Raw genomic sequence first — 22,904 nt, forward strand, 5'->3', positions numbered from 1 at the left:
TTTTCCGCCGATCCTAATCCAAATCATAGATCGAACCTACCTTGAGTCCATATAACTCGTTATAGATTTTCTCGGCAAAAGCGTCCGTCATCCCTGCGATATAATCAATCACCATATGCTCCCACGTCCAGATCGGCTGGGCCCGCTTCTGATCCGCCTCATAACGCTGAAGCCAGTCGGACGGAATAATCGCCGTTGACGCAACAGGATCCAGAAAAGCATCCCACAAGCGCTTGATGATCCATTCGCTGCGCTTCTGCAGACGCTGAACCCGCAGGTCGCGAATCATAGTCACCCAGGCGAAACTCTTCAGGACGCTGACCGTACGCAGCATATCCTCGTCTTCCACGCCGTCTTTGACAAACGTCACCTTTTTCCAATCTCCGTTCGTAATCACGCCCAAGCTGCCTACAAACAGGCTGACCCAGTAGGCCTTGACCTCCCGCCGGGTACGGGAATAGTCATTCTCGCAGGTCGGCATTTTCTCGTTCCAGATTTTCAGAAACTCATCCAGCACCGTTTCCACCTTCGGATGAATCTGCTCTTTGGTCCATCCCTTCCATACCTCGTCTTCCAGCGTCATGATCTTCTGCACGATCAGTTTGTTCAGGTGACTATCTCGCAAAAAGTGTTCATGCACCTCGATCTTCCCGGCTTTGATGCCATCCTCCAGATCATGCGCGGAGTAGGCGATGTCATCGCAAAGATCCATCAGCTGCGCTTCGAGCGTTCGATGCGTGCCGGGAATTTGCCACTCCTTCCGAATCTGGGAGATGTATTCCCATTCATGCCGGTACATCCCTTTATGATTATCCAACCCGGAGAACGGATATTTATTGATGCCAAGCAGCACCGCATCGGACAGATTGAGTCCGTTGACATTCTCTCTTTTCTCCAAAAACATGATCAGCCGAAAATTGTGCGCATTCCCTTCAAAATGCTCATATTTACGTCGCATCGCCTGCTGTACCTCGGCAGCCTGCTCCGGCGTCGGCGTACCCGGCTGACGCGTCAACTCCTTCTCGGTTCTGCGGTCAATGAGCTTCTCCAGAATGCCCTGCAGCACCTCTTCGCCCTTATGGCCGAATGGAGGATGCCCAAAATCATGGGCGATCGCCGCGCATTCCACCACCTCGGGATCAATCATCAGCCCTGCGTTCTCCGCCTGGTCCGGCATCACTTCGGGATAATGGCGGCTCAAACTCCGTGCCGCTTCGCGCGCAATCTGCGCCACCTCGAGCGAATGCGTTAAGCGCGTCCGATAGTAATCGCCGGTGCCAGCACCGAATACCTGTGATTTTCCTTGCAGCCGGCGGAAAGTCGGCGAATGGATCAGGCGCGAATAATCCCGCTCGTATACCGCGCGTGAAGCATCCGACTTCGTTTGCTCCGGGTATTGGCGATGCTCTCTAAGCTCATTCAGTGTCATTTATCCCACTCCTGTTTTATCTGTATAGGGTCGATTCGGAACCGTTCGTTCTTTAGATTATATGCCATCCGGCAGCTGAAGAAAAATATGATTCCTAAGTAAAACCCGTTCCTCCTTGTATACCCGAATTGTGTCATCCGCTATCTGCTGAGCACGATATTCCCGCCAAGGCGATGGGTGGAGCAAATCATACAAAGATGGACTCCAGTCTCTACGGCCCTATTTTTACACCCTCGGGAGGGTATAAACGTCAATGAATCTTCCATTATGTCCATTATGCAAAAACGCCAAGCGCTTATAGGATTAACACAAGACCTATGCTTGCATTCTTGATACGTTGTTAGGTAAGCGCTGTCATTCACTTCTTGAAGCGCGCCACGGAAAGGAGGGAAATGATATTCCATAAGAGTCATAAAGCAAATCCGATACCACCCCGAATCAGTCCGACCATGTTAAAGCCATCTTCTTCTCCTATACCCACATGCACCTCTAACATTCATTAGGCTTCTTATGCCCGGGGGGCAGTCAAGCGCCTACTCCTCGGGTTTTCTTAAACACGCTTCAATCACAAATTGAAAAGCGAGGGATGGAACGTTGAAGAAGACACTTAACCGAATCTCATGCCTGATCCTCTGCCTGCTAATCACCATAAGCGTCATGGCATCCCCAGGGCAGCTTCCTGTTGTATCTGCACAATCGGTTTCAGAATTCGATCTTACGGATGAATCTGTTGCCTCGGATTCCGATCCCCTGCCGGAACCAGAAGGGCCAGATATTCTCTTCTTCTCCGATAACTTTGATTCGGACCGCTACGGAACCACGGGCGGCATCGTCATCCCGCTGCCTTGGGTTCAGACCGGGGATGGCGAGAGTAAAGCCAAAACCTCCGTATCCAGCAGCGCGCCGTCCACGCCGAACCTCATGAAAATCGACGTGACCGATTCCGTCTATCTGCGCGTCAATACGACGGGTTATGGCAACATTAAGCTGAGTTATTATACGAGAGCCTCATCCTATGTCAGCGGAAGCATTGTTGCCGAGTGGTCGGGCGACGACGGAGCGACCTGGAGCATACTGGAGGATTTCAAACTTGCCCCGGGAACGCCCGAAGCGCCTCGCAGCGAATCCAACACGATGAAAACCTGGACGCTGCCGCCGGAAGCCAGCAGCAATCCGAACGTGCGAATCCAGTTCCGGGTAGGTGATCCGATGAACGCCAATATGTATATCGACAGCGTCTCGCTGTCCGGTCAGGCCATACCGGGCATTCCGCCTGCGATCGATCCTGTGCCTGAACCCCCGCCGACCGAAACGGGCCCATACCCTGCGCCGGAAGGCGTAACCCTCTATGAGGACGTTTTGATCGGCAAAGCCGGCGACCGGGATCTTTTCACATCCATCGCCGTTCCGAGCACTCCGCCAGCCGAGCCTATGCCGGTCATGATCTACATTCACGGCGGAGGCTGGAATAAAGGCGACCGCAAAAACGCTCTCGGCAGCATCTGCAACTATGTCCTTAAACGCGGGTACATCGGCGTTTCCTTAAGCTACCGGCTAACCCCCGAAGCGCCTTACCCGGCCCAGATTCAAGACGTGAAGCTGGCCATTCGGTATCTGCGTGCCCATGCCGAGCAATACCACATCGATCCAAGCCGGATCGGCGTTTGGGGCACTTCGGCGGGAGGGCATCTCGCTTCCCTGCTTGGAACGACCGGAGACCTGACCATGGAGGATACGGTCACGCTAGATACTGGGGATACCGTTCATCTTCCCGATATCGAAGGCGCAGGAGGCTGGCCGGAATACTCCACCAAGGTTCAGGCGGTGGTGGACTGGTACGGACCGGCAGACTTCACGACCGATTTTGCCGACCGCTACAGCTCGGTCACAAAGCTGCTCGGTGGGCATAACGCCCTGTCCGTCCCGATTGAGGCTCGGCTTGCCATGCCGGGGACGTATGCCACTCCCGATGATCCGCCGTTCTGGATCCGGCATGGTGACGCGGACGCCACCATTCCTTACACCGACAGCGTGACATTCGCAGATCAATTGACAAGCGCCGGTGTTCCGGTCGTGGATTTTGAGATCGTGCCCGGCCAGGGTCATGGTTTTACCGGAGAAGCCAAGTCAACCGCAGATGCGGAAGCTTGGGCTTTCATGGATCAGCACGTGAAGAACCTGGAAGTAACAACGCCGATCCTCTACAAAGACGGCTACACGCCCCCTGATCCGACGGACCCCACCGACCCAACCGGTCCCTCTACGGGCATCCCCGTTGAGGTTGGCCGTTTGGTGCCCTCGGACGATGCCCTGATCGACAGTTCCAAACCCGACACCAATATCAATTCCGCTACAGGCACAAGCCTTGGCCTTTTTAGCGTATCGTCCGGTACAACCAACAAAAAGGTTGTCTATTTCAAATTCGATGCTTCCACCCTGAGCGATCCGGACTACCGCTACGAATTCCAGGTCGCCGCGAAAAAAGGCACCAGCAACACGGACCTGGAGCTCTCCCTCTACGGGATCGAGAATATAGCTTGGAACGAAAGCGAGCTGACCTGGAATAATGCGCCCACGAATAGCCTCGATCCGGCCGCTTATGTGGGATCGTTTACGGTAAAAGCCGAGAATAGCGGGCGCCCGGAGGTGTACAGCGTCGATGTGACGGACTATGTCCGCAGCTGTCTTGCGAATGGCAGCGTATCGTTTCTCCTTGCAGATGCGAACCATACCGGTGTCAGCGTCAATATCTATACCAAGGAAGCCAACGGCTCCAGCAATCCAAGACCTGCGCTGGTCGTAAGCGAGTTGGTGGATTCCAGTCAGGATAATACGCCACCGTCCTGGCCGGACGGAAGCCGTCTGTCCATTAGCAGCATTGGCGAAGATTATGTGCATTTGGAATGGCCGAGGGCGGAAGACAACAAGTTAGTCGCAAAGTATAACATTTATCAAAACGACGTCAAAGTAACGGAACTGGGCTCCGACATCACCCGCTATGAAATGGAAGGACTGTCTCCGCACACGGAGTACAGCTATAAGGTCGAGGCCGTGGATGCCGCCGGAAACGTCAGTCCGGTTCCGCTGACGTTATCAGTTACGACGCTTAGTGCTCCCTTAGCGCCTTGGCCTGTGGCCTCAGTCACGGCAAGCGGCAGCGACGGCAACATCGAGGATAATACCTTGGACCAAAATCTGTACACCCGCTGGTCAGCGGCCGGCGACGGTCCGTGGATCATGTTTGATCTGGGCGAGGCCCGGGACATCGGTTATCTGGGCATCGCCTTCTATAAAGGGGACGCTCGGGCGACGGAGATCGATATCGAAACCTCCGATGACGGAGTAACCTGGTCTCCCCTCTTCAACGGTTCGAGCAGCGGTACCACCACCGCGATGCAGCCTTTTGACGTTCCGGATACGAGCGCGCGTTACGTGAAGCTGATTGGGCGCGGAAATTCGGACGGCAGTGTCTACACGAGTCTGACGGAAGTCCATATCTATCCGCCTTTTGCTAACGGGGATACGCCTGTGGCGATAATACCGGATTTTGTACCGCAGCCGCCGCAGGGTACGGTTCCTTTTACCGCTCCCGGCATGAAAAATGCGGACGGCAGCGACCATCCGGTACATCAGGCTTTTGCCGCAACCGGAAGGACGCTGAACGTAGTCGATTACGGAGCCAATCCTGCGGACAACGGCTCGGACGATCGACCAGCGATTCAGCGAGCAATTGATGAGGCGCTCCCGGGAGACGAGGTGTTCTTCCCTAATGGCGTGTACAACTTAAACAGTGCTCCAGATGGTTTGACCAATCTGACACTGAAATCGGAGGTTAATTTACGGGGCGAGAGCCAGAACGGCGCGATCCTGAAAACCTCGCTGAACAAGGTTCGGAACAGTACGATGCTGAGATCCGCCAAGCAGCATGATCTAACCATCTCCAACCTGACGCTGACATCTGCTTGGGAGGGTCAATATACGACGGATCACAGAATCAACAATCCGGATGCCGGCGGTCCTGACATGATGATCATTGCCGCCAATTATGGCGAGTCGCCTTCGTACAACATCACGATCGACAGCGTGACGATCGAGAAATTCGGCCGCATGGGCGTCCGCATCGAGAACAGCCATGATATCGTCGTCCGCAACACCACGTTCCGAAATGCCACGGATCTTGGACCTGGCGGTGCTGGATACGGCGTATCCATTCAAGGCGTACCGAAGGTCGACCGCAACGGTTTTGCCAATGATACCAGGTGGAATCTGGTCGAGGACTCTTCCTTCGAGGGGCCTTATCTTCGTCACGGGGCACTCATTCAATATGTAGCCCATAACAATGTGGTCCGGCACAATGAATTCCACCGGGTCCGGCTGGATGCGATTGATCTGCATGGGGAGCTGGAGTATTTTAACGAGATCCACGATAACCTGATCACCGACATGCCGTATGGCGGCGGCATCGGCATCGGGAATACCGGGGGGACCGCACCGACCAATCATAGTAAATCCGGCCCGCAAAACTATATCCACGACAACACGATCCGCAACGCGCGGCAAGGCATCGTTGTATCCATGGGCTCACCGGATACCATCATTGAGAACAACCGAATCGAAAATACCGTCGACATTCCGGATGCTGCCGGCATCCATATTTTGAACGGACCGGGCACGATAATCAAGGGCAACACGATCCGTCAGAACACGGCCGAGCATTATTGGGGCATCCTGCTCGAGCATGACAACGGGGACACCAACGCGGACGGCATTGGAGCCGGAGACCCGGAGAATGTGCAGATTTTGAACAATACCATTACCGGGAACAGCAACGGGATTCAGCTCAAGGCGGGCCAGAATATCAAACTAAGCGGCAATACGCTGGACAATATCGGCGAGAACTTTACGGCAGCCCCTGGCGTCACGTATACCGATCTCACCGTGGGCCTGGAGTACAGCACGACGGCCCCGACGAATCGAGACGTTGTTGCAGTCTTGGTGTCGAATCGTCCGTTTACCGTTACCAATAACGGCGGATCTCCAACTTACAAATTTACCGAGAATGGTTCATTTACCTTCGAATATGCAGATGAGGATGGCAACGAGGGGACAATGACGGCCACCGTATCGAACATCGATAAAATCGCCCCGGTGCTGAAGGTTACACTCTCGCCTTCCGTATTGAAGGCGCCAAACCGCAAAATGATCGATATTTACGCTGACCTCGAATCTAGCGATGAAGGCTCTGGCGTTGCATCAATCACTCTAACCTCCATTACCGTGGAGAGTGCGGGCGGCAAGGGGCATGGCGGAGATGCATCGGAGAATGTGAACGGTAAAGATAAGGACACGGGTAACAGTGAAAGCAAAGACAATCGAGGCGATGGGGGCGACCGGGGACCGAATATACAAGATGCCGAGTTCGGTACCCATGATACCCATTTCCGGCTGCGGGCAGAGAAATCGGAGCGTGGACAGAGCCGAATCTACACGGTGACCTATACCGTTACGGACCATGCGGGTAATCAAGCGCAGGCGGTTGGGACGGTGAGGGTGAAGTGAGCTTACTTAGGTAGTGAATTTTTAATATGAATATGTATGCACAGACACAGAGTTCATGGAATAAGCGAACGTGACTTGCGCCGAGAAAGTAAAGACGGCTCAAACACACTATAAAAGCACATTCCGGGAATGAATAATCGAGCATGAAGACGCTAGCAAAACACTAACTGATATAAACAACAAAAGCTGCCCATACCGTCCTAAACGGTTGGGCAGCTTTATTGTTCAACACAGCTCAAAAAACGCCTCATTATATAGATGGAACTTGCGAGAGCAGCTGCCATGTTAATTTTTGTATCACTTGCTCGGACTATCGAAAGTCCCCAAACGATGCAGCACGGTCATGATTCGGTAAAAATCGTAGCTACCCTTAGGATCATGCAATACTTCTGCTTGCTGTGCAGCTTGTACTGCCGGTTCTGCCCAAGATGGAACTTTCGCCGGTTTCTCCGTCTCAACTGCCTTGAGCCTTACGTTCATCTGCTGAATGGTATTGCTTTGTTCCGTTAGCAGTTTCATCGCAGAAGCATATTGCTTGCTAATCTGCTGAATCTGCTCTTGTGTTTTTTGCAGCTCGGCCGTTAATTGTTCGATTTTCATACATTCCTCCTCCTCTGGACTAGGCACATCATATTGATAGAGCGAGTTCTGCTCCATAATGGAAATTAGCTTTTTCGGATAATTGGGGTCTGTGGCATAGCCCCCTCTCCAAATCTCGGTCGCCGCCGTTTTATAATCCGCCCACAATACGCCATGGTAGCGCTGCGGCTTGTCACGTGTGCCGTTCAAGATCAGCCGGGTATGATCGGCAACCGATTCATTCCAGCTGTTGTACTTACGAAACTGGGCATTGGTCGTATAGGGCGTCTGCCCCCGGTATTCGGTTGTCTGCATGGTGACGCTTCCCGCGGGACCCGTTCCTTTGATGCCAAACAGATTGTTCGCTTTTTGCGTTAGACCGCTCAATCCCCAATTGGATTCCAGGATTGCCTGAGCAAGCGTAAGCGAAGCAGGCACCCCGTACTGACGCATGTCCTGATTGGCTATAGGTGCCAGCTTGGCTATAAATTCAGAGGGTTTCATCCTTTTTCTCCTCCTTTCGTACGGTTTGCTTGTCCCCTTCTTCGGATTTGATCTGGAATACCTGTACCACATTACGCAGGGACTGGGGGATCGGTACCCCCATTCTCCCAACGTTCTCAATAATAGACAGCAGCTCATTCGCGAGATAGAAGAAGATCACGGTATTCTGAAAATAATTCATCTCCCCCAGCACCCGGTCCACCAGATGCATCAGGGCGATGATGAGAAAAATGGTCATTTTGCGTGCAATCCCAGTATAACCAATACGGCTGCGCAGCTCGCCGTTCATCCAGGCCGCGCCCCATCCGGTCAACCAATCGATCACCACGAACCACAACAACAGATGCATCGGCAGCGACCATCCGCCCCAGACGTAACCTGTCACGGCCCCCGTCCCCGCCGCCAGCATCTTAAACAGCTGACCGATGTGCTCATACATAATTGTTCCTCCTTTATATGGTTTTGAAGTTGTGAAAAAGCCCTCGGAGGAGCCGAGGGCTTGGAGTGAAGCTATTCATAGTTGCTTTAACAGAGATAAACCTTTTGGGCAGTACACCACTTCGCCTGCGGATCATGCTTCCGATCGCTGTTGCCCCCAGATTTTCTTGTAACTTTATAGATAGGGTTAAAATCCGTGGACAAAGGCGAACGCTTCGCTTCTACAGCATGATTCCGCCTTCTTCGTTGAAGTCTTCTGTAGAGTAATTCAAAGCAGCGTTTAGTAGGCCTCGCCAGTGATGACTTCATATTCTTCCGAAGTGATCACGCCAAACGCAACATATTGTCTCAATTGAGGCTTCTGCGCCCACTTCTTTTCATAGTAATACTTCAAGCGTTCAAAATCGTTCTCGAACATCGTCTTCCTCTCCTTTCGATCAGCTTTTCTCAAGTGATAACAACCGTAATTCAAGCCCCACAATTTGAGCGCCCTGCGCCTCATTTTGCTGACGTAGCTCCATGGCCTCGAGCTCCCGTGCAACCATCTCAGAACCTAAGCGATCCACTTCATTGGGTTCCTGTGGCTGAGATCTGGTTAGCTCCTCGATTTCTTCCGGGGTTAAGCCTTCGATCCAAAGTGTTGGCTGAGGTGGAGACTCCAAAACTGGCATGTCGCCGCGTTGCTCTTCCGGGAGTGCGTGCCATCCCGATAAAGCTTGTTGGAAAGAATCTTGAGCTGTGCTTACAGCAAATTCGTATGCATTCCAGGCTGCGAGATCAAAGCGCGGGCGGAATAAGCCGGGAGTTACAGGGATGCCGATGATGTAGCCGGAGATATTGGATTCTGGTTCGTTTGTTGGTTCATCTTCTGGTTGTGTACCGTCATCGAATGTTCGGGACTGAAAATCTAGTATCCCTTGTTCCATGTAGGAATAAAAAGGGACGACACCATTAAAGGTATCGTCCACGAGCGTGTCCTCTAAATAGAGGCCATCTATATTTATTTTAGGTACGGCTTTCATGTGATACCTCCTTTATTGTTCGGCTAGAAAGGAAGGTAGGCATATATCAAGATAAGCATTTCCTCCCACATTCCATATTTGTACATGCCCCAAAGTATTTATTGTAATTTCAAGGGGGAGTAACGCGCTGCCAGAAGACCATAGAGATCCGAAGACTATTACATCAGATGGTCGATATCCCTCTGGAAGTGTGAATAGCAAAACTCCGTTTCCTGTCGTACCTCCCTCTGGGCGTCCTATAATGTAAACATTTCCTAGCGAGTCCCTTCGATATCTCAATATACCCGTCCAAGAGTTTAGTAGCGTTGGTGAAATCCAATCCGGCTGCGAATACTTATCTGCCTTCTTATTCATCAATACAGATACAGCGGTGGCATTCTGTTGTACCTTGCCAGTCAGTTCTTGGAGCATCGACATTTCGTTAGCCGCATACGATCCGGTGAATGGAACGATAGGTGATTTATCTAGCATCAGGTATGTGACGGAGTACGCGGCGGAAGGGTCGAATTTCTCTTTATTAACACTAGCCCATGCAGGTCCATTTGAAACTTCCAAAGCTGTTCCTGGAGTCCGAAACCCGGAACTATCAGGCGTGATGCGCATTCCGTTTCTGTAAAATTCGATAAGTAAAGAGGCTTTGTTTTTCAGTGGGTATTTTGCACCGTTGAATGTTGCAACACCATTGCTTGCAACTGAAAGCTGGTTGCTTTCCCTTACCACAATTCCCGTCCCAACCTCGATTAAGTTATCGCCATCATTAAACGTTAACGTGCCTTCAGATATGATAGGTTCGACTGTTGGCATTGCGAGTCGGTAAACGAGTTGGTACGGCGTCCAATTTGGCGCTTGTGTAGTCGGAAGCGTAAACGTCCCATCAACCCAAATACGATTAACACCGTCTAACCTGCGAGCCCATAATTTTATGCCTGTACCGTTGTATAGGTTGTTCACGGGATTATCAGGCGTCTGCAAACCTTCGGATACGATTGCAGAGCCGTTATACATCGTCCAACCCATAAAGAATGCCTTAATCTCGTCAGGTGTCGGAGTGTAGTTGTCACCCCATCCGCTGTCTGCACTGGAAACACCTATTCCTAGACCTATAGCCCCACCACCCCAATCAGCTATACTGTATAAATCTACTGCGCTTGATGGTAGACCTCCTTTTAAATAAGTTCCATCATATTTTGTCACAACTGGTTGATTAGTTTTATTTCTATCAACAATATCTGTAAGTAGTCGTACACATTTTCCCCCTGAGTATGAATTAAAATACCCGTATTGATGGTTGAAGTCAAAGACTAGCTTCTTCCACTTCGCAAGCTTGGTATACTGCCCGCCCTTCTCGAACACTTCGTCAGCATTCACACCTGTCACCGGATCGGAGTATAAGTCCGTTTGCAGCGCAAATATACAGTCTTCACGAGCTTTATGTGTTTTGACCGTAGTTCCGAGATTAAGCGTAATATCTTCGATAACATAGTCACCAACAGCCGCATCTTGAGGTGCTACAATACGAACCTCCATAGTTTTGATGTTTGCCGGAGTAGCAAATATATCTGTTCCAGTACCTGTTCCGCTGACGGAGGTTCCAGGTGTGTCTAATACATACAACCCCGATTCATCGTAACCCAGTACATCAACGTACACTCCATCATATTTTTCTAGGCCATTTAGAGTGATTTTTGCACGAAGTGTATATTTAGTATTCGGTATAGCCGGAATGAGTTCAGACCGGTATTCCACGATCGTTGAACCTGTCGCTTTTACTATAGCTGAATATTCAGATAGCACTTTCGTTGAACTTTCCACCGAGCCTTCAAATAGTGTAGGAGCCAAATTATCTCCGTACCGAATCACATACGGATTTCGGACAGGCTGAATACTATCGACGTAGGGATATTTAATATCCATTTGTTCTGAGGAATATAATGTGATGCTGTTATACTCTGATTGTGAAATTTCATACAAACTTACGTTTTTAACATCAAAGTTGACGGCAGCATATACCCCACCCGCGTAACAAACTCCAACTATAATATCAAAAGCGGTGTCAGCCGATTTTGTAAACCCATAATAAATTCTTTGCCAAATCCCCAGTTTAGTCTTATCAACAGTATCTGCCCCAATTCCAACATTTGCGCCTACTTTAATTAACCCGCTACCAGAAATGCTGTTTACTTTCACTTCTGCCGATATTACGTAATATTTCCCAGCAAGAGCAAGAAAAGCTGAGCCCCCTACTTGTCTATATATGATGTAACCTTCGTCTGTATTTTTAACAGCTACATTTATAGCCTCAGTATTGTTACCAGTTGTGCCTGACCCAACACTTAAGGTAGTTGTCGCCGGATTTGATACGCTTCGATTAATCCTCCGTCCAGCCAAATTCACCAACGTCCGCCCTTTAATCCCGCTCAACTTAAATGGCGCACTCCGCTCCGCGTTCACGATCTGAAGCCCCGGCTGCAGTATGACTTCCCTGCGCTCTTCCGTGTCCAGACGCTTTTCCAATGCGCCGATGGCCTCACTGCTTTCACCCGCGAACCGATCTACGGCATCCGCGTTCTGATCAATATATTTCTCCAGATCGAAATACGTCGTGGACGGCGAGGTTCGATCGATTTTGTTCAACCCGATATTCGGCGTAACCGGATTCGTCATTTAGGCTCCTCCTCCCAACAATCTGTCTTGTGTCGTTGCTGATATTTCCTCAAAGGTCATGCCCTCCACTTCAGCTATGGTGAGATAACGTAGTGCGTAATCGACCGCAATATGTGCTGGTTTGATCTCCTCGATGGCCGATTTCAAATCACTTAAATTCGGCGGGATGCCCAGCGTATCTCGAAAATGAATCGTCACTTTATACTCCGCTGGCTGGACGGATACCTCGATGCTACCCCGCTCATAGGCTTGCGCCACATTTTTGAGCATGCTGGCAGACACCTTGCCGCTCCCCCGCATCTTCGAAATGATGACCGAACGACGCTGCTCGATCGGCTTGTAGAGGTTCACCGGAATGTTCAAGTCCTGCTCGAACCGGGACAGCGCCCACGTAGCGGTTTCGGGATAATACTGGTCCAACTGATCCTCCAGTTCCTGCGCCAGCTTGTCCAACTCAGCCCCTTCGGCTCCGGCAATAGCTTTCATTTCTCGAACATCGTGATAAAAGGACGGCAGGTAACCCAGCCAGGCTTCAGCTTTACTCATCTACTGTCACCGTCCCCAAGACAGCTACCGCTTCCGGCTCGATCAGAAGGCTGTCCGTTCCTCCGTTCACGGTCAATATCTCGTAGTCGATGACTGCCGGAATATCCAAGATCACATTGGCAATCCGGTTATACCGGACCAGCGGATCGGACATTGCCAGGTCTTTGAGATACTGACGAACCCCCTGCTCAATGGCTTCCTGCACGCCATCCATGCCGGCTCCATCGAGCAGCGTAACCTGTACTTCAATATGGACAGGCACTTCAGCCGCCCCAACAACAGTGACAACCGAACCGACAGGAGCTGCGCCTTCCCCCATGCCATCCATGGTCGGATCGATATACTGCTGCACTGATTCCACTACGGAAGGCGTAGGCGATCGCATCTCGTTATCCAGCAGCACCACCTTGACGGTGCCCGGACCATCCCATAACGGAAAAGCTTTGGCCTTGCCAACCCCGGCTTTCTCCCTCGCCCACAGTTCATACTGATTCCGGTTTGCACTGGTCACGGGACGGGAGATTTTTTCGCGGTATCGGTCATACAACGCTTCATCCGATTCGGTATCTTCGCCAGGTACCCAGAGCTCCATCAGCTCCGCCTTCACCAAGCCTTCGACGTATTCCAGCGGAAGCAGCGAGCCGAATCGGCGGTTGCCTTCCTTCCCGCTTGTCTCGCATTCCAGCACATATTGCCCTGCATCCAGACGGGTGATGACTTTGTAATTCAGCGGATCCAATGAAAAACGACTCCCTAGAGGCACATCTACCGCGGTACCGTTATTGCCTGAGAAGTGTCCCAGAAGCTGTGCTTTTGTAGCCTGCTTCCGGGTCAGACCCGACCATGCAATACTCCGATCCAAAAATTCGCCCGAGGCCGTAGCGGCAAATTTCAAGTTCATGGAGTACCCCAATTCCACATACATCTGGGCAAGCTCAGCTGCAGAAGGTGCCAACGCATCGTAGATGATGCTGCCTTCCCTTTTATCCATTCCATCCGGAATACGGTCCATCATCCGCTCCAGAATTGCTTCGTACGTCTGTTCCTCAACCATCCTCTCTCACCTCCTTGGTCATATTGAAAGCCCCATACACGCTTCGGACCGTAAATTCCGCCACGGCCTGATCGCCCACAAAGGTAATATTCATATCATCTACCGACAAAATGCGGTCATCCTGCAGCAGCGCTTCCTTGATATGCCGCTCGATTTCAGCATAGGCCCACAGTGGGTCGCGGCCAATGACGGAGTCCAGTTCCTGCCCATAGTTACTGCTGTAGATCAGATGTTCAAAGCGGCGCGTCTGAAGGATTTTTACGACAGCCTGTTTAACGGCCTCAAGACCGTCAATGTGACCGGATATCGTTCCTTCCTCCAGATTCAAGTCATATGTCAAGCTAGGCTGTGCCATTGTTTCCACGATCTCGCTACTCGGTTGCAGCGTTCCACCCTGCGGGATCATCACGGCTTCACCAACCGATCCAGCACGAGATACGTTTGTCCGCCCTGGTAACGAATGAGCAGGACCGTATCACCAATCTCCAGCCCTTTTCGAATTACATACTCCACGCCGCCAATGTTCAACTTGTACTCGGTCATCGATTCTCCGATAACTAAAAAATCCTCCGTCAGGCTGAAACGCTGATCCACGTTCACCTCGAGAGGATGTGTTGATGTGACTATGCCATACAGCACCGCCATCGGGTTTGTGCTTCCCACGGCGCTGAGACTGGCTTTTTTGATAATATCCAGCATCACTGCTTACACCACCTTCATATTCAGCGACATCGTATGCGTACCGTCCGAAAATTTATGCGTACATTCATCGATGAGATACGGCTTCAAGCCTTCTTCTGGAAGATTCACATAGATCGTGTTTCCGGCACGAACCCGCAAATCTCCAATAGCCTCGATCGACAACGTCTGCTGCTCCCTGTTCTTCAACTCCAGCAAGTTCTGCGCTAACTGCTTCAATTGAGCGGGGTTCATGTTCTCGTCAGAAACCTCATACAGCTGGAGCAGCCCCCACTGGGCAATGTTCTGCCCATGCTGGTAAACATACACGTCCCTCTTCCCGGTTTCCTTGTTGTCCCTCACGACTTTGACGCGGTTGTACGTCTCGTTGTCGATGCTTTTTTTATATGAAAAATCCGTCATGAGGCTGTCTTCTCCCACCGCGAGTTTAAGCAGCATGTCGTTAATGTTGGTCAACGTCAGTTCACCGTACTGATCGTAAAACATATAGTACTGCTTGGTCGCGATCAACGTGGCCTCCAGAGCCTTGCAGATCATATCGATCAGTTTTTTGTCCGCTTCCAGCATCGCAGGGATCGTATGGCCGGTATCGGCAAGCGTGCCTGTCTTCAGATTGAAATCCTTGGCAATCTTCCGAATGATATCCTCCACCTTGGCATTCGTGAACCGGTAGGTGTCGTTGCTGGACAGGTAACGCAGCTGGTCATACGCCATCACCTTGACCTCAGCATCCATACCCCACTCCTTGGAAAAAACATAGCCATAAAACAGATCCTTATTATCCTTCCGAAAGCGCACAATGTCGCCGTTTTCCACTTCGAATTCCTTGCTCTGTGCAAGACCATCGTTCACATAGTTGATATCCAGACTCGCCGGCTTCGCTTGACGGGTTGTTTTCCACGTAATGTCGGTGACAATCTGACCCAGATCCCACACGCTTCCGTTCTTGCGGTCAATCATCAGTTCAATCATGGCGCCACCTCTTTAGGGAATCTTGAGAACCCGGCCGATAGCCAGCTTCCGGACCTCATGGTCTTTAATTCCGTTCAGTTTTTGGATGTCAGTATGACGGGAACCGCTGCCGAGCAGCTTTTGGGCAATGCTCCACAGGGTGTCGCCTTTGGCGACCGTGTAGGAGGTTGGTTTTTTGCGGTCATCCGGCCGGTCTTTCTTTTTCACGGCTGCCGCTTTTTTGTCTTTTACCGGTACCACCTTCCGAGCCCCATAAAACACATATCGTTTGAGCGAAATCGAGAACTCGATATCTTCCGGCGATCCGGACATCGTATTCCAGTTGAAACTTTCGATGGAGGCCGCCATGTTGATGCCAAAAGACTTCATGGCCCGCACCACATTCTTACCGTCCGTACCGCTCAGCGGATCGGGAACGAGCCCCGTCATGACAAAACGCACAGGTCTCCGGCTCTCCATCCAGCCCTTAATGGTATTTACGTAATCGATCGGCAGCTTCAGCTCCTGGTCAGACCTTAGATGGACAAAGGGGTACATCCTACCCGGAAAAAAACTTTCAAACGAGATCTCCGTCAACTTGGGATGCAGAATCGCATTTACTTCACCAAGCCCCGCTACCGTATAGGATTTGCCTTCTCCGCTATCCTTCACATCAATCCGCTCGGGGTTCACAGGAAACCGAAAAACCTCCTCCTGGTTATTGAAGCTCAGAAAAAATCCATAATCGCTCATGCTACAGATACACCCCCTCGGCACTGGACACAAACTGCTCCTCCAGCGTTCGGTTAATTCTCGACATGATGGTATCCAGATCGGCCCCGGAGTTAATATCTCCTGTTGTCATCTGCACGGTAGGCGTCAGGGTAATCATATTGCTGATCGCATTCACTTCTGCCAGATCACGCATGATTTTCAGATCCTCGCTCGCCACGTCCACCGAGTTATCCACTTTACCAATGGAATCAATGCTTCCACCCGCAGGAGCTACCGGGATTGGGGCCGTTGCCATGGCAGGCATGGACGGAGTTAGGGCTGTTTTTGGAACGGGAACATCGTATCCGGTTTTCCCCATATTGTACTGTTCCAATAATTCCTCGTTGCTCTTGCCCGTGTCCTTAGCTGGCATGAATTGATTTTTGAACTTATCTATGGAGAAATCTTCAATATAGTCCTGCCCTTTATCCTTGAATTTCGTAAAATCTGCCTTATATTCAATCTCCGCAATTTGCTTGGTATCCACGCCAAGAACCTTGCCAAAAAAGCCCGCTACCGCGTTAACACCTTTAATGATTCCGTTAATAACTGAAATGACCGTGTTAACCGTGTTTTGCGCCAGATCGACAATGAAACCAAATACGTTGCTAAATATCTGCTTAAGGCCCATAGTCACCACTTGCCAAGCCCCGAATGCGGCCATAGCAGCGATAACTAATGAAATTAATAGCATAAGAGGATTAGCCTTAACCACCATATTAAATAATCTCATTGCACCTGCCGCTATATTCGTAACCGTAGCCATCACAGTTTGCGCCGCAGTAAACGCGTAAGCTGATATTCTTCCCATGATCATCCCTGCATTTAACATTGCAAAAAAAACACCCACTAAAGCGATAACAGGAAGCAACCCCATAAATATAGTGACCAGATTCCATATGGTGTTACCGACACCAGCAATCGTAGCTTTAATGAATTCCCAGGCTGGAGGGATCATTTGCGCTACCCACAAAAACCCCTCAGCAATTACGGTTAATCCTATGGATATAGCATCAATAAAAGGCTGGAAAGTCCCGTTTTCAAAAGCTGCATTCAACATATCCAGAATTGGCATGATGGCAGCTAATGCGCCACCCCCCATCTGAACAAAAGAATTGTTGACGGATCCCATTAGTTGCTTCCACTTATTAACAGGCGAATCCAGCATGGCATTCATAGCTTCCTGTGTCATGCCTGATTTTTGCAGCAGTTTGTCCATGGATGAAAGAAATGCAGTAAAATTACCTTTAGATGATACGATTTCTGCATTAAAGCTTTTAATCTGGGAATCAGGAATATTAAAATCTTTAGCTAGAGAGCTGGTATCGCCACGCATCGCACTCATAATCGCCCCTGTTGCATCTTTTGAACTCTTGCCGTCTGTTGATAGTGTGCTCATTCGATCAGCGAAGCCATTTAATTGCGCAATTTGATCTGAGTTTTTAGTCATTGACATGAACGTTAAAGCATTATTTAACGAATCGTTAATATCTAACCCGGTTTTCAATGCATTCTGTTTAATGTTTTCGAATATAGCTGAACCTACCTCAGCATCACCAGTCTTAACTTTAAAGAAGTCTTCCGTTACTTGTTCTTTTGCTACTGGAATAATCGTCATTTTCGCAACAAAGTCGGCCATATTATTTAAGCGCAGGAGTGCATCCTTTACACTCGCCATTCCTTCACCCCCTTTTCTACAACCTATCTCCGCTTCCGGACTCGCTCACGCTTCTCCTTCTCCACCCGCATCGAGATCATGGCATAGATGGCGGCCCGTTCCCGGACCGTCATCGCCATGAGCTGGTGAGGAAGGATGTGCAGTTCATGGAGGGCGTAGTACGAATAGTTCGCATCACCGTCACCCTCTTTAATTAGTTTTTTACGTCATCCACCAGTTCGTTCATATCCCGGTCAAAACCGTTTAGGGCTTGTACCCGCTCGCCAAGCGCGGCAAATTCGCCGGGCAGCAGCATTTTGCGGAGCAGGGACTCTGCACCGAGCACGCCGTAGGATTTTTGCAGCTCGCTGTTTTTTAAATCCGGGAAGATGACACTTGATACCATCAGCTTCGCCATATAGTCATTCGGGTCGATTTCCGGGGTGAATACGCCGTTCTTGCCTTTAACCTTACGGGTAGCGGCTTTGCGGCACTCCTGATTCTCTTCCTCCGTGATGCTGCGCAGCTTCCAAGGCACAGGGCTTCCTTCAGCATTCTTAAAACGAACAGAGACCACGAATTCCTCCGTGATCTCTGCAGACGACTGCCCAGCAAAAAACATACTAAAATCGCTCATATTCCTTCCTCCTCATTCAATGTTAAGTATTAGGCCAATGGGTTAAACGGCGTCTCAATCCGCACATTCTCAAACGTGAAAGCTACTTCTTCCTCCAGCGCCTCCGCTTCGGTGTCGAGAGAAGCCATAATCACGCTGTCCAGGTTGACCCCTTCCAAAATCACCGTCTGACGTCCCGTCGACGAACCTGGATCCTCGTTACGCACTTCGATCATGAAGTAGGCGTCTTTGCCGGTCTGGATATATTCCATCATCAGCTCGCGGAACAGTGAGGTCACATAATAAATGGTCATCGTGCCGCTGCCCTTCCAGCCAATGGCTTTATGCTGTACGGCGCGCTGGCCCATCGTTTTCAGCTCGGCTTTTTCCTTCTCCACCGTAGCTTCCAGTGTTTTAATGTAGAACATTTCCTCCATACGCTCGCCAATCTTGACGAATGCCTTGCCCTCTTGTCCGGAAATCGTGTCGTTTGCCCGCAAAAATGCCATCTTAGACCACCTTCACTTTCATGTATACTTTTTCAATTGCATCCACCGGCTGTACCTTAATATCCACAAACAGCACATCGCCTTCTGTCCCCGGCGTCACCACAATATCCTCGTTCGCATCGAAATTCTGAATAGCACCGATATTCTGCAGAGATGCAAAATACGCCGCACATTCCGCCCAGAACAGCGTCCGACCATCCACATTGTTATCTACCTTCCCGATATAGGACTTTTCAAAAATTAGCTTTAAATCATTCGCAATGCCATCCAGGACTCGAACCACACGGTTTTTGGAAAAATGGCGCGCTTTCGCTGGCTCAATCGATGTAAAACTGTTAATATCCTGCTCGACCACGGCCTTGCCGCCACTGTAGCTGAACAGGAACTCGCCTTTCGTCAGCGCTTCTTCAATCTCCGTATGGCTTAAACGAACATCGGTATCCACCGCTTCATCATAAGCCGCATACGTAAGGGATTCGTTAACAGCTGCCGCAGCCGTGGCGCCAGTAACCCAGGCAACTGCCTTCACCTTGTCCACGACAGTGCCGTCGGTGAGAACAACGCCGTTTTTCACGGAGATGACTCCTTCATAATCCGCAGCCGAATATTCAGACAGCACAGCTTGAACCTTCTTGCCTTCCTGCTCACGAAGACGTTTGACGAATGCGGTATACAGAGACTTAAGCGTTGGGTCACCCGACAACAGACCTACAGTCTGGAAGTCTTGGACCTCAAGCGCGGCAAGGAAATCTACATGCTCTTGGTTCGTTACGGTGCCGTTCGCGCCTCCTGTGAGAGCAAACCCAGCCGTTGCAGTTAGATCACCGGTATCCGGAGCAAAGGCCACGTACAAGTTAGGTTCTAGCTCGGCCGCACTGGCTACAAGCTGTTTGTCTACGATTTTGCCGGTCAACAGCGTGTTGACCACAAACTTACCGGGATCATCCACGGCGTTCTCAACGACGATCTGGAGATCATTACCGCGTTCGCCGCCATAAAGTGCGGTTACCTTGAGACCAGCAACAGAAGCTGCAGCCTGTACACCGCTGTTCAAGCGGTACAACAGAAGCGTGCCAGCACGCTTAAGTACTTCTTTTACCGAGAGCAACTGTGGTGATGTGATATCATAACCCAGAACTTCTACCAGATTCGTACCTGGTTGGATCGTCAGGATTTTATTAGGCTCTCCCCATGGAAGGGACAGGCCCAGCGCCGCAATCCCCCTTTCACCTACGCGCCCGATCGGCTGCTCCTGCGATGAGATTTGGGTGTATACGCCTGGTCTTACTTTGTTGGGTGTTGTCCATGTTCCTCCGGCCATTTAGATGACCTCCTTTTTCAAAAATGTGGTTAATTGGTCTTTCGCTTGTTGAATGGTGTACGTCTTGCCCTCTTCGAGAATGGCGCTCAGCACATCCTTCTCGCGATTACTGAATTGATTGGATTGTGCCAACTGTTGCTTGTTGAACGCTGGTGCTGTTTCTTTTTTACTCACTTCAATCCGCCTCCCTGTTTCAATGTTTGCATCTTCATGTCGGTCTCTTCCTGATCCGTTGTCATCTGAATGACATACTCTGCGCGAAAATATCCTTCTCCCGTTGCCCCATCCTTCCCCGTTGGGCGCTCCCATGCCACTGAGGAAGCACGACATGGTCGGCCTCCCACTTCAAGGGAGGTTAGACTCTCCAGCATTTCGTCCATGATCGTTGCCACCGGCTTTCCTTCCATCGGTACGTAAGAGATGCGGAAACGAAAACGAGCCGCATATCGATTGGTCGATATCGGCTCGAACTCGGCTAGGGTTTGTTCGGTTTGGAAGTATGGTGCTGGGGGTAATGGTGTGGCATCCTCTTTAGAGATGAGGGAGATGTCTTTAAATTTCGTTTGCAAGGCGCTTTTCAGAGAAGTTTGCATTTGCTGAACAATCATATCTATTGTTCCTCTCTTAAATGAATGTCTGCCTGTCCTTTATTCAATTTGATACAGAAAAAAACGGGACCACTCTAAGGCATGAGTTGATATTATTTTGTCGGTTCAAGATCCGGACGGATAACATATGCATAAGCCAGAACCTTTTCTCGATCATCTACTTGCATTGGGTAAGTAGATACGACTTGATCGATAGTACCTTCTCCATCATTAACACGAGTAATGCAGGCGTTAGCTACAACACGCACCTGAAAATCTTTAAGCATCAGCAATCACCTCCCCTCATGAAAATAGGATTTCGGTAATCGTCATCTCGACGTCCGAAACCCTATTTTTCAACGTTTCATTTTCTGTTTTCAATGCAGACATCTGTTCCGTAAGTGGCGGCTGTGGTTCCTGAGGCGTTTCTGGATTGGTCGGATCAGGATAAGTAAACAGCGGTTTAAGAGTCTCCAGGTCAACCCGTGTTATTCGTCCGCCTGCAGCGTAATCCTCCGTGTATGCTCCATACTCAAGTTGTATCATTCCGACCGTTTCCGGTACGCGCTTGGATAAAGATGTATATGCCTTGAAGTCTTGTTCGCGCGTCGTCTCTACGACCCATCCGGTGCGCTCACCAGTGTTTAATATTACGTCACCAGTACTCTTATCAAAATAAATTTTAGATCCTATATTCATTAACCATACGCCTCCCAATATATTGTTCTGCCGACATCGGCAGTATTTTTGGTTGACACCGGAATACTAAAGCTTGTACCTGTGAATTGCTGCGCAAACCAATTTCCGTAACTGACATTCCAAACATTTTTTATAACCCCAGACGTACGTGTTTGTGCGACATATACCGTAGAAACTTCTAAATAATAGTAGACAACAATTGTTTTCGGAACAAAGGCAAGTCCACTAACATCTATATACGCGGTATCTTGATTTCCACCGCCATCCAGAGTAAACCTACCAGGACCCTGCACAGTGGTGCTTCCTGACGCAAAAGGCTTGCCCTCGACTAACTCACCCAACAAGCCAGCAACATTAACGCCTTTCCGCAAGTTATTTGCAGTCAGCCCCGGCACCGCAGCTGTAACCCAAGTAGACCCGTTAAAATAACCGTGTGGCGGTCTGATAAAAAAGCGATCCCCCGGCCAAACCGTCGATTCAAGACCTGGCATGTGGTTGTTCTCGGCGCTTCGGTTCGGCATCTGACCAGCTTTTTTAACTCCGTCGTCATACCCTGAGTATCCCGCGACAAGCATGTGCGGATCGAGCACAGCGTCTGCTGTATCTACGACCGCGGATTTGCCTGGTACCCCAAAGATTGCAGTTCCGGCCTTGATGTTATCAGATTTAAGCTCCCCTTCAGCTGACTGTAACTGTGCAGGAGTCACCTTGATTTCGCCGTCACCTGGACCACCTTTTTGGTAACCCTTTTCTGGATATACTGCTAATGCTCCATCACCCCATTTTGCAATTCCAGTAGCATTTCTAATACCTGTGAGATGTGGCATAATGCCATTTATCAATCCGTCCTCACCTGGAAATGTTTTGCCCTGGAGTACGTCTGAAGCGGTCGCTGTTCCTACCTCCCCCCCTTCACCCTGTAAAATAAAAGCCTGACCATCATATACCAATGTGTAGACGCCATCCTGCTTAAAACTGGCAGAACTTCCGCTTGTTTTAAGCACTGGTTTGGCTCCCAAACCATTAACGTTGAGCATTGGGGCTCCGGTGCTTGCAACGTTGATCTTTACTGTAACTCGAATCCCAGCTGTAAGGCTCGCCGGGGCAGGATTTAGATTAACCTCATATTCGTTCGCTTTAGACTGAGTTGTTACCCCGTATCCTCCTGTTCTCCCCACAGCCTCATCAACCTTATCCCAATTCTCATTCAGCATCGTCTCGATGTTAAAGGTCTCATTGCCATCCACCATCGGGTCTTTCTTCAATAATCCTAAATTCGGTGTATTACTGGACAAC

General features: G+C 50.1%; 22 protein-coding genes. 1 reads left to right on the forward strand and 21 read right to left on the reverse strand.

Annotated features, from left to right (window positions below; genetic code table 11):
• Positions 1–13 precede the first annotated feature (13 nt).
• A complete protein-coding gene (gene dgt, locus NYE54_RS28370; protein WP_339267848.1) occupies positions 14–1,429 on the reverse strand; it encodes a dGTP triphosphohydrolase in 1,416 nt (471 codons plus the stop codon).
• A 594-nt stretch (positions 1,430–2,023) separates the two neighbouring features.
• On the opposite strand from dgt, the gene NYE54_RS28375 reads away from it, so the two are divergent.
• Positions 2,024–6,988, forward strand: coding sequence for a right-handed parallel beta-helix repeat-containing protein (locus tag NYE54_RS28375; protein ID WP_339267849.1), 4,965 nt, complete (start codon positions 2,024–2,026; stop codon positions 6,986–6,988).
• A 297-nt stretch (positions 6,989–7,285) separates the two neighbouring features.
• Here NYE54_RS28375 and NYE54_RS28380 read toward each other — a convergent pair whose 3' ends face one another.
• The 20 genes from NYE54_RS28380 to NYE54_RS28475 all read right to left on the reverse strand — a co-directional run bounded on the left by NYE54_RS28380 (position 7,286) and on the right by NYE54_RS28475 (position 22,903).
• The gene (locus NYE54_RS28380; protein WP_339267851.1) at positions 7,286–8,071 is read right to left on the reverse strand and encodes a glycoside hydrolase family 73 protein; all 786 of its coding nucleotides are present in this window, start codon (positions 8,069–8,071) and stop codon (positions 7,286–7,288) included.
• Positions 8,058–8,510: a phage holin family protein gene (locus NYE54_RS28385; RefSeq protein WP_339267853.1), complete on the reverse strand. Its 453-nt coding sequence runs from the start codon at positions 8,508–8,510 to the stop codon at positions 8,058–8,060. The genes NYE54_RS28380 and NYE54_RS28385 overlap by 14 nt, the downstream gene beginning before the upstream one ends.
• Before the next feature lie 279 nt (positions 8,511–8,789).
• Positions 8,790–8,927 carry an XkdX family protein gene (locus NYE54_RS28390; RefSeq protein WP_076324751.1) on the reverse strand — a complete coding sequence of 46 codons (138 nt, stop codon included), beginning with the start codon at positions 8,925–8,927 and terminating at the stop codon, positions 8,790–8,792.
• Positions 8,928–8,946: 19 nt separating this feature from the next.
• Positions 8,947–9,531: a hypothetical protein gene (locus tag NYE54_RS28395; protein WP_339267855.1), complete on the reverse strand. Its 585-nt coding sequence runs from the start codon at positions 9,529–9,531 to the stop codon at positions 8,947–8,949.
• A gap of 12 nt (positions 9,532–9,543) precedes the next feature.
• Entirely contained in the window at positions 9,544–12,195 is a 2,652-nt protein-coding gene (locus NYE54_RS28400) for a hypothetical protein (RefSeq protein WP_339267856.1), read from the reverse strand.
• Complete coding sequence (locus NYE54_RS28405; RefSeq protein WP_339267858.1) at positions 12,196–12,741, reverse strand: YmfQ family protein; 546 nt, start codon at positions 12,739–12,741, stop codon at positions 12,196–12,198.
• Entirely contained in the window at positions 12,734–13,795 is a 1,062-nt protein-coding gene (locus NYE54_RS28410; RefSeq protein ID WP_339267859.1) for a baseplate J/gp47 family protein, read from the reverse strand. The genes NYE54_RS28405 and NYE54_RS28410 overlap by 8 nt, the downstream gene beginning before the upstream one ends.
• Entirely contained in the window at positions 13,788–14,201 is a 414-nt protein-coding gene (locus NYE54_RS28415) for a DUF2634 domain-containing protein (RefSeq protein ID WP_339267861.1), read from the reverse strand. The genes NYE54_RS28410 and NYE54_RS28415 overlap by 8 nt, the downstream gene beginning before the upstream one ends.
• Entirely contained in the window at positions 14,201–14,494 is a 294-nt protein-coding gene (locus tag NYE54_RS28420; RefSeq protein WP_339267863.1) for a DUF2577 domain-containing protein, read from the reverse strand. Before NYE54_RS28420 ends, NYE54_RS28415 begins: the two co-directional genes overlap by 1 nt.
• A gap of 6 nt (positions 14,495–14,500) precedes the next feature.
• Positions 14,501–15,466 (reverse strand): hypothetical protein, encoded by a 966-nt coding sequence (locus NYE54_RS28425; protein WP_339267864.1) that lies wholly within the window; start codon positions 15,464–15,466, stop codon positions 14,501–14,503.
• A 12-nt stretch (positions 15,467–15,478) separates the two neighbouring features.
• Complete coding sequence (locus tag NYE54_RS28430) at positions 15,479–16,198, reverse strand: LysM peptidoglycan-binding domain-containing protein (protein ID WP_339267866.1); 720 nt, start codon at positions 16,196–16,198, stop codon at positions 15,479–15,481.
• Between the two features lies 1 nt (position 16,199).
• Positions 16,200–17,897, reverse strand: coding sequence for a hypothetical protein (locus NYE54_RS28435; RefSeq protein WP_339267868.1), 1,698 nt, complete (start codon positions 17,895–17,897; stop codon positions 16,200–16,202).
• A gap of 193 nt (positions 17,898–18,090) precedes the next feature.
• Entirely contained in the window at positions 18,091–18,513 is a 423-nt protein-coding gene (locus NYE54_RS28440; protein ID WP_076324761.1) for a phage portal protein, read from the reverse strand.
• A gap of 29 nt (positions 18,514–18,542) precedes the next feature.
• Complete coding sequence (locus NYE54_RS28445) at positions 18,543–19,001, reverse strand: phage tail tube protein (protein ID WP_006212529.1); 459 nt, start codon at positions 18,999–19,001, stop codon at positions 18,543–18,545.
• 1 nt (position 19,002) lies between these two features.
• Positions 19,003–20,322, reverse strand: coding sequence for a phage tail sheath family protein (locus tag NYE54_RS28450; RefSeq protein WP_339267870.1), 1,320 nt, complete (start codon positions 20,320–20,322; stop codon positions 19,003–19,005).
• Positions 20,323–20,496 (reverse strand): hypothetical protein, encoded by a 174-nt coding sequence (locus NYE54_RS28455; protein WP_339267872.1) that lies wholly within the window; start codon positions 20,494–20,496, stop codon positions 20,323–20,325. It abuts the gene before it with no gap.
• Positions 20,493–20,930, reverse strand: coding sequence for a DUF6838 family protein (locus tag NYE54_RS28460; RefSeq protein ID WP_339267873.1), 438 nt, complete (start codon positions 20,928–20,930; stop codon positions 20,493–20,495). Before NYE54_RS28460 ends, NYE54_RS28455 begins: the two co-directional genes overlap by 4 nt.
• 92 nt (positions 20,931–21,022) lie before the next feature.
• On the reverse strand, positions 21,023–21,196 hold the full coding sequence (locus tag NYE54_RS28465) for a hypothetical protein (RefSeq protein ID WP_339267875.1): 174 nt from the start codon (positions 21,194–21,196) through the stop codon (positions 21,023–21,025).
• Positions 21,197–21,212: 16 nt separating this feature from the next.
• Entirely contained in the window at positions 21,213–21,608 is a 396-nt protein-coding gene (locus NYE54_RS28470; RefSeq protein WP_339267877.1) for a hypothetical protein, read from the reverse strand.
• Positions 21,608–22,903 carry a hypothetical protein gene (locus NYE54_RS28475; RefSeq protein WP_339267879.1) on the reverse strand — a complete coding sequence of 432 codons (1,296 nt, stop codon included), beginning with the start codon at positions 22,901–22,903 and terminating at the stop codon, positions 21,608–21,610. The genes NYE54_RS28470 and NYE54_RS28475 overlap by 1 nt, the downstream gene beginning before the upstream one ends.
• Position 22,904 lies beyond the last annotated feature (1 nt).

Origin of the sequence: Paenibacillus sp. FSL K6-1330, assembly GCF_037976825.1 — a bacterium.
Taxonomy (GTDB): Bacteria; Bacillota; Bacilli; order Paenibacillales; family Paenibacillaceae; genus Paenibacillus_AQ.

Excerpts from the sequence above, each read along its gene's own strand:
- dgt (WP_339267848.1), bottom strand. The coding sequence starts at position 1,429 with ATGACACTGAATGAGCTTAGAGAGCATCGCCAATACCCGGAGCAAACG.
- NYE54_RS28380 (WP_339267851.1), bottom strand. The coding sequence starts at position 8,071 with ATGAAACCCTCTGAATTTATAGCCAAGCTGGCACCTATAGCCAATCAG.
- NYE54_RS28385 (WP_339267853.1), bottom strand. The coding sequence starts at position 8,510 with ATGTATGAGCACATCGGTCAGCTGTTTAAGATGCTGGCGGCGGGGACG.
- NYE54_RS28390 (WP_076324751.1), bottom strand. The coding sequence starts at position 8,927 with ATGTTCGAGAACGATTTTGAACGCTTGAAGTATTACTATGAAAAGAAG.
- NYE54_RS28395 (WP_339267855.1), bottom strand. The coding sequence starts at position 9,531 with ATGAAAGCCGTACCTAAAATAAATATAGATGGCCTCTATTTAGAGGAC.
- NYE54_RS28400 (WP_339267856.1), bottom strand. The coding sequence starts at position 12,195 with ATGACGAATCCGGTTACGCCGAATATCGGGTTGAACAAAATCGATCGA.
- NYE54_RS28405 (WP_339267858.1), bottom strand. The coding sequence starts at position 12,741 with ATGAGTAAAGCTGAAGCCTGGCTGGGTTACCTGCCGTCCTTTTATCAC.
- NYE54_RS28410 (WP_339267859.1), bottom strand. The coding sequence starts at position 13,795 with ATGGTTGAGGAACAGACGTACGAAGCAATTCTGGAGCGGATGATGGAC.
- NYE54_RS28415 (WP_339267861.1), bottom strand. The coding sequence starts at position 14,201 with ATGATCCCGCAGGGTGGAACGCTGCAACCGAGTAGCGAGATCGTGGAA.
- NYE54_RS28420 (WP_339267863.1), bottom strand. The coding sequence starts at position 14,494 with ATGCTGGATATTATCAAAAAAGCCAGTCTCAGCGCCGTGGGAAGCACA.
- NYE54_RS28425 (WP_339267864.1), bottom strand. The coding sequence starts at position 15,466 with ATGATTGAACTGATGATTGACCGCAAGAACGGAAGCGTGTGGGATCTG.
- NYE54_RS28430 (WP_339267866.1), bottom strand. The coding sequence starts at position 16,198 with ATGAGCGATTATGGATTTTTTCTGAGCTTCAATAACCAGGAGGAGGTT.
- NYE54_RS28435 (WP_339267868.1), bottom strand. The coding sequence starts at position 17,897 with ATGGCGAGTGTAAAGGATGCACTCCTGCGCTTAAATAATATGGCCGAC.
- NYE54_RS28440 (WP_076324761.1), bottom strand. The coding sequence starts at position 18,513 with ATGAGCGATTTTAGTATGTTTTTTGCTGGGCAGTCGTCTGCAGAGATC.
- NYE54_RS28445 (WP_006212529.1), bottom strand. The coding sequence starts at position 19,001 with ATGGCATTTTTGCGGGCAAACGACACGATTTCCGGACAAGAGGGCAAG.
- NYE54_RS28450 (WP_339267870.1), bottom strand. The coding sequence starts at position 20,322 with ATGGCCGGAGGAACATGGACAACACCCAACAAAGTAAGACCAGGCGTA.
- NYE54_RS28460 (WP_339267873.1), bottom strand. The coding sequence starts at position 20,930 with ATGATTGTTCAGCAAATGCAAACTTCTCTGAAAAGCGCCTTGCAAACG.
- NYE54_RS28465 (WP_339267875.1), bottom strand. The coding sequence starts at position 21,196 with ATGCTTAAAGATTTTCAGGTGCGTGTTGTAGCTAACGCCTGCATTACT.
- NYE54_RS28470 (WP_339267877.1), bottom strand. The coding sequence starts at position 21,608 with ATGAATATAGGATCTAAAATTTATTTTGATAAGAGTACTGGTGACGTA.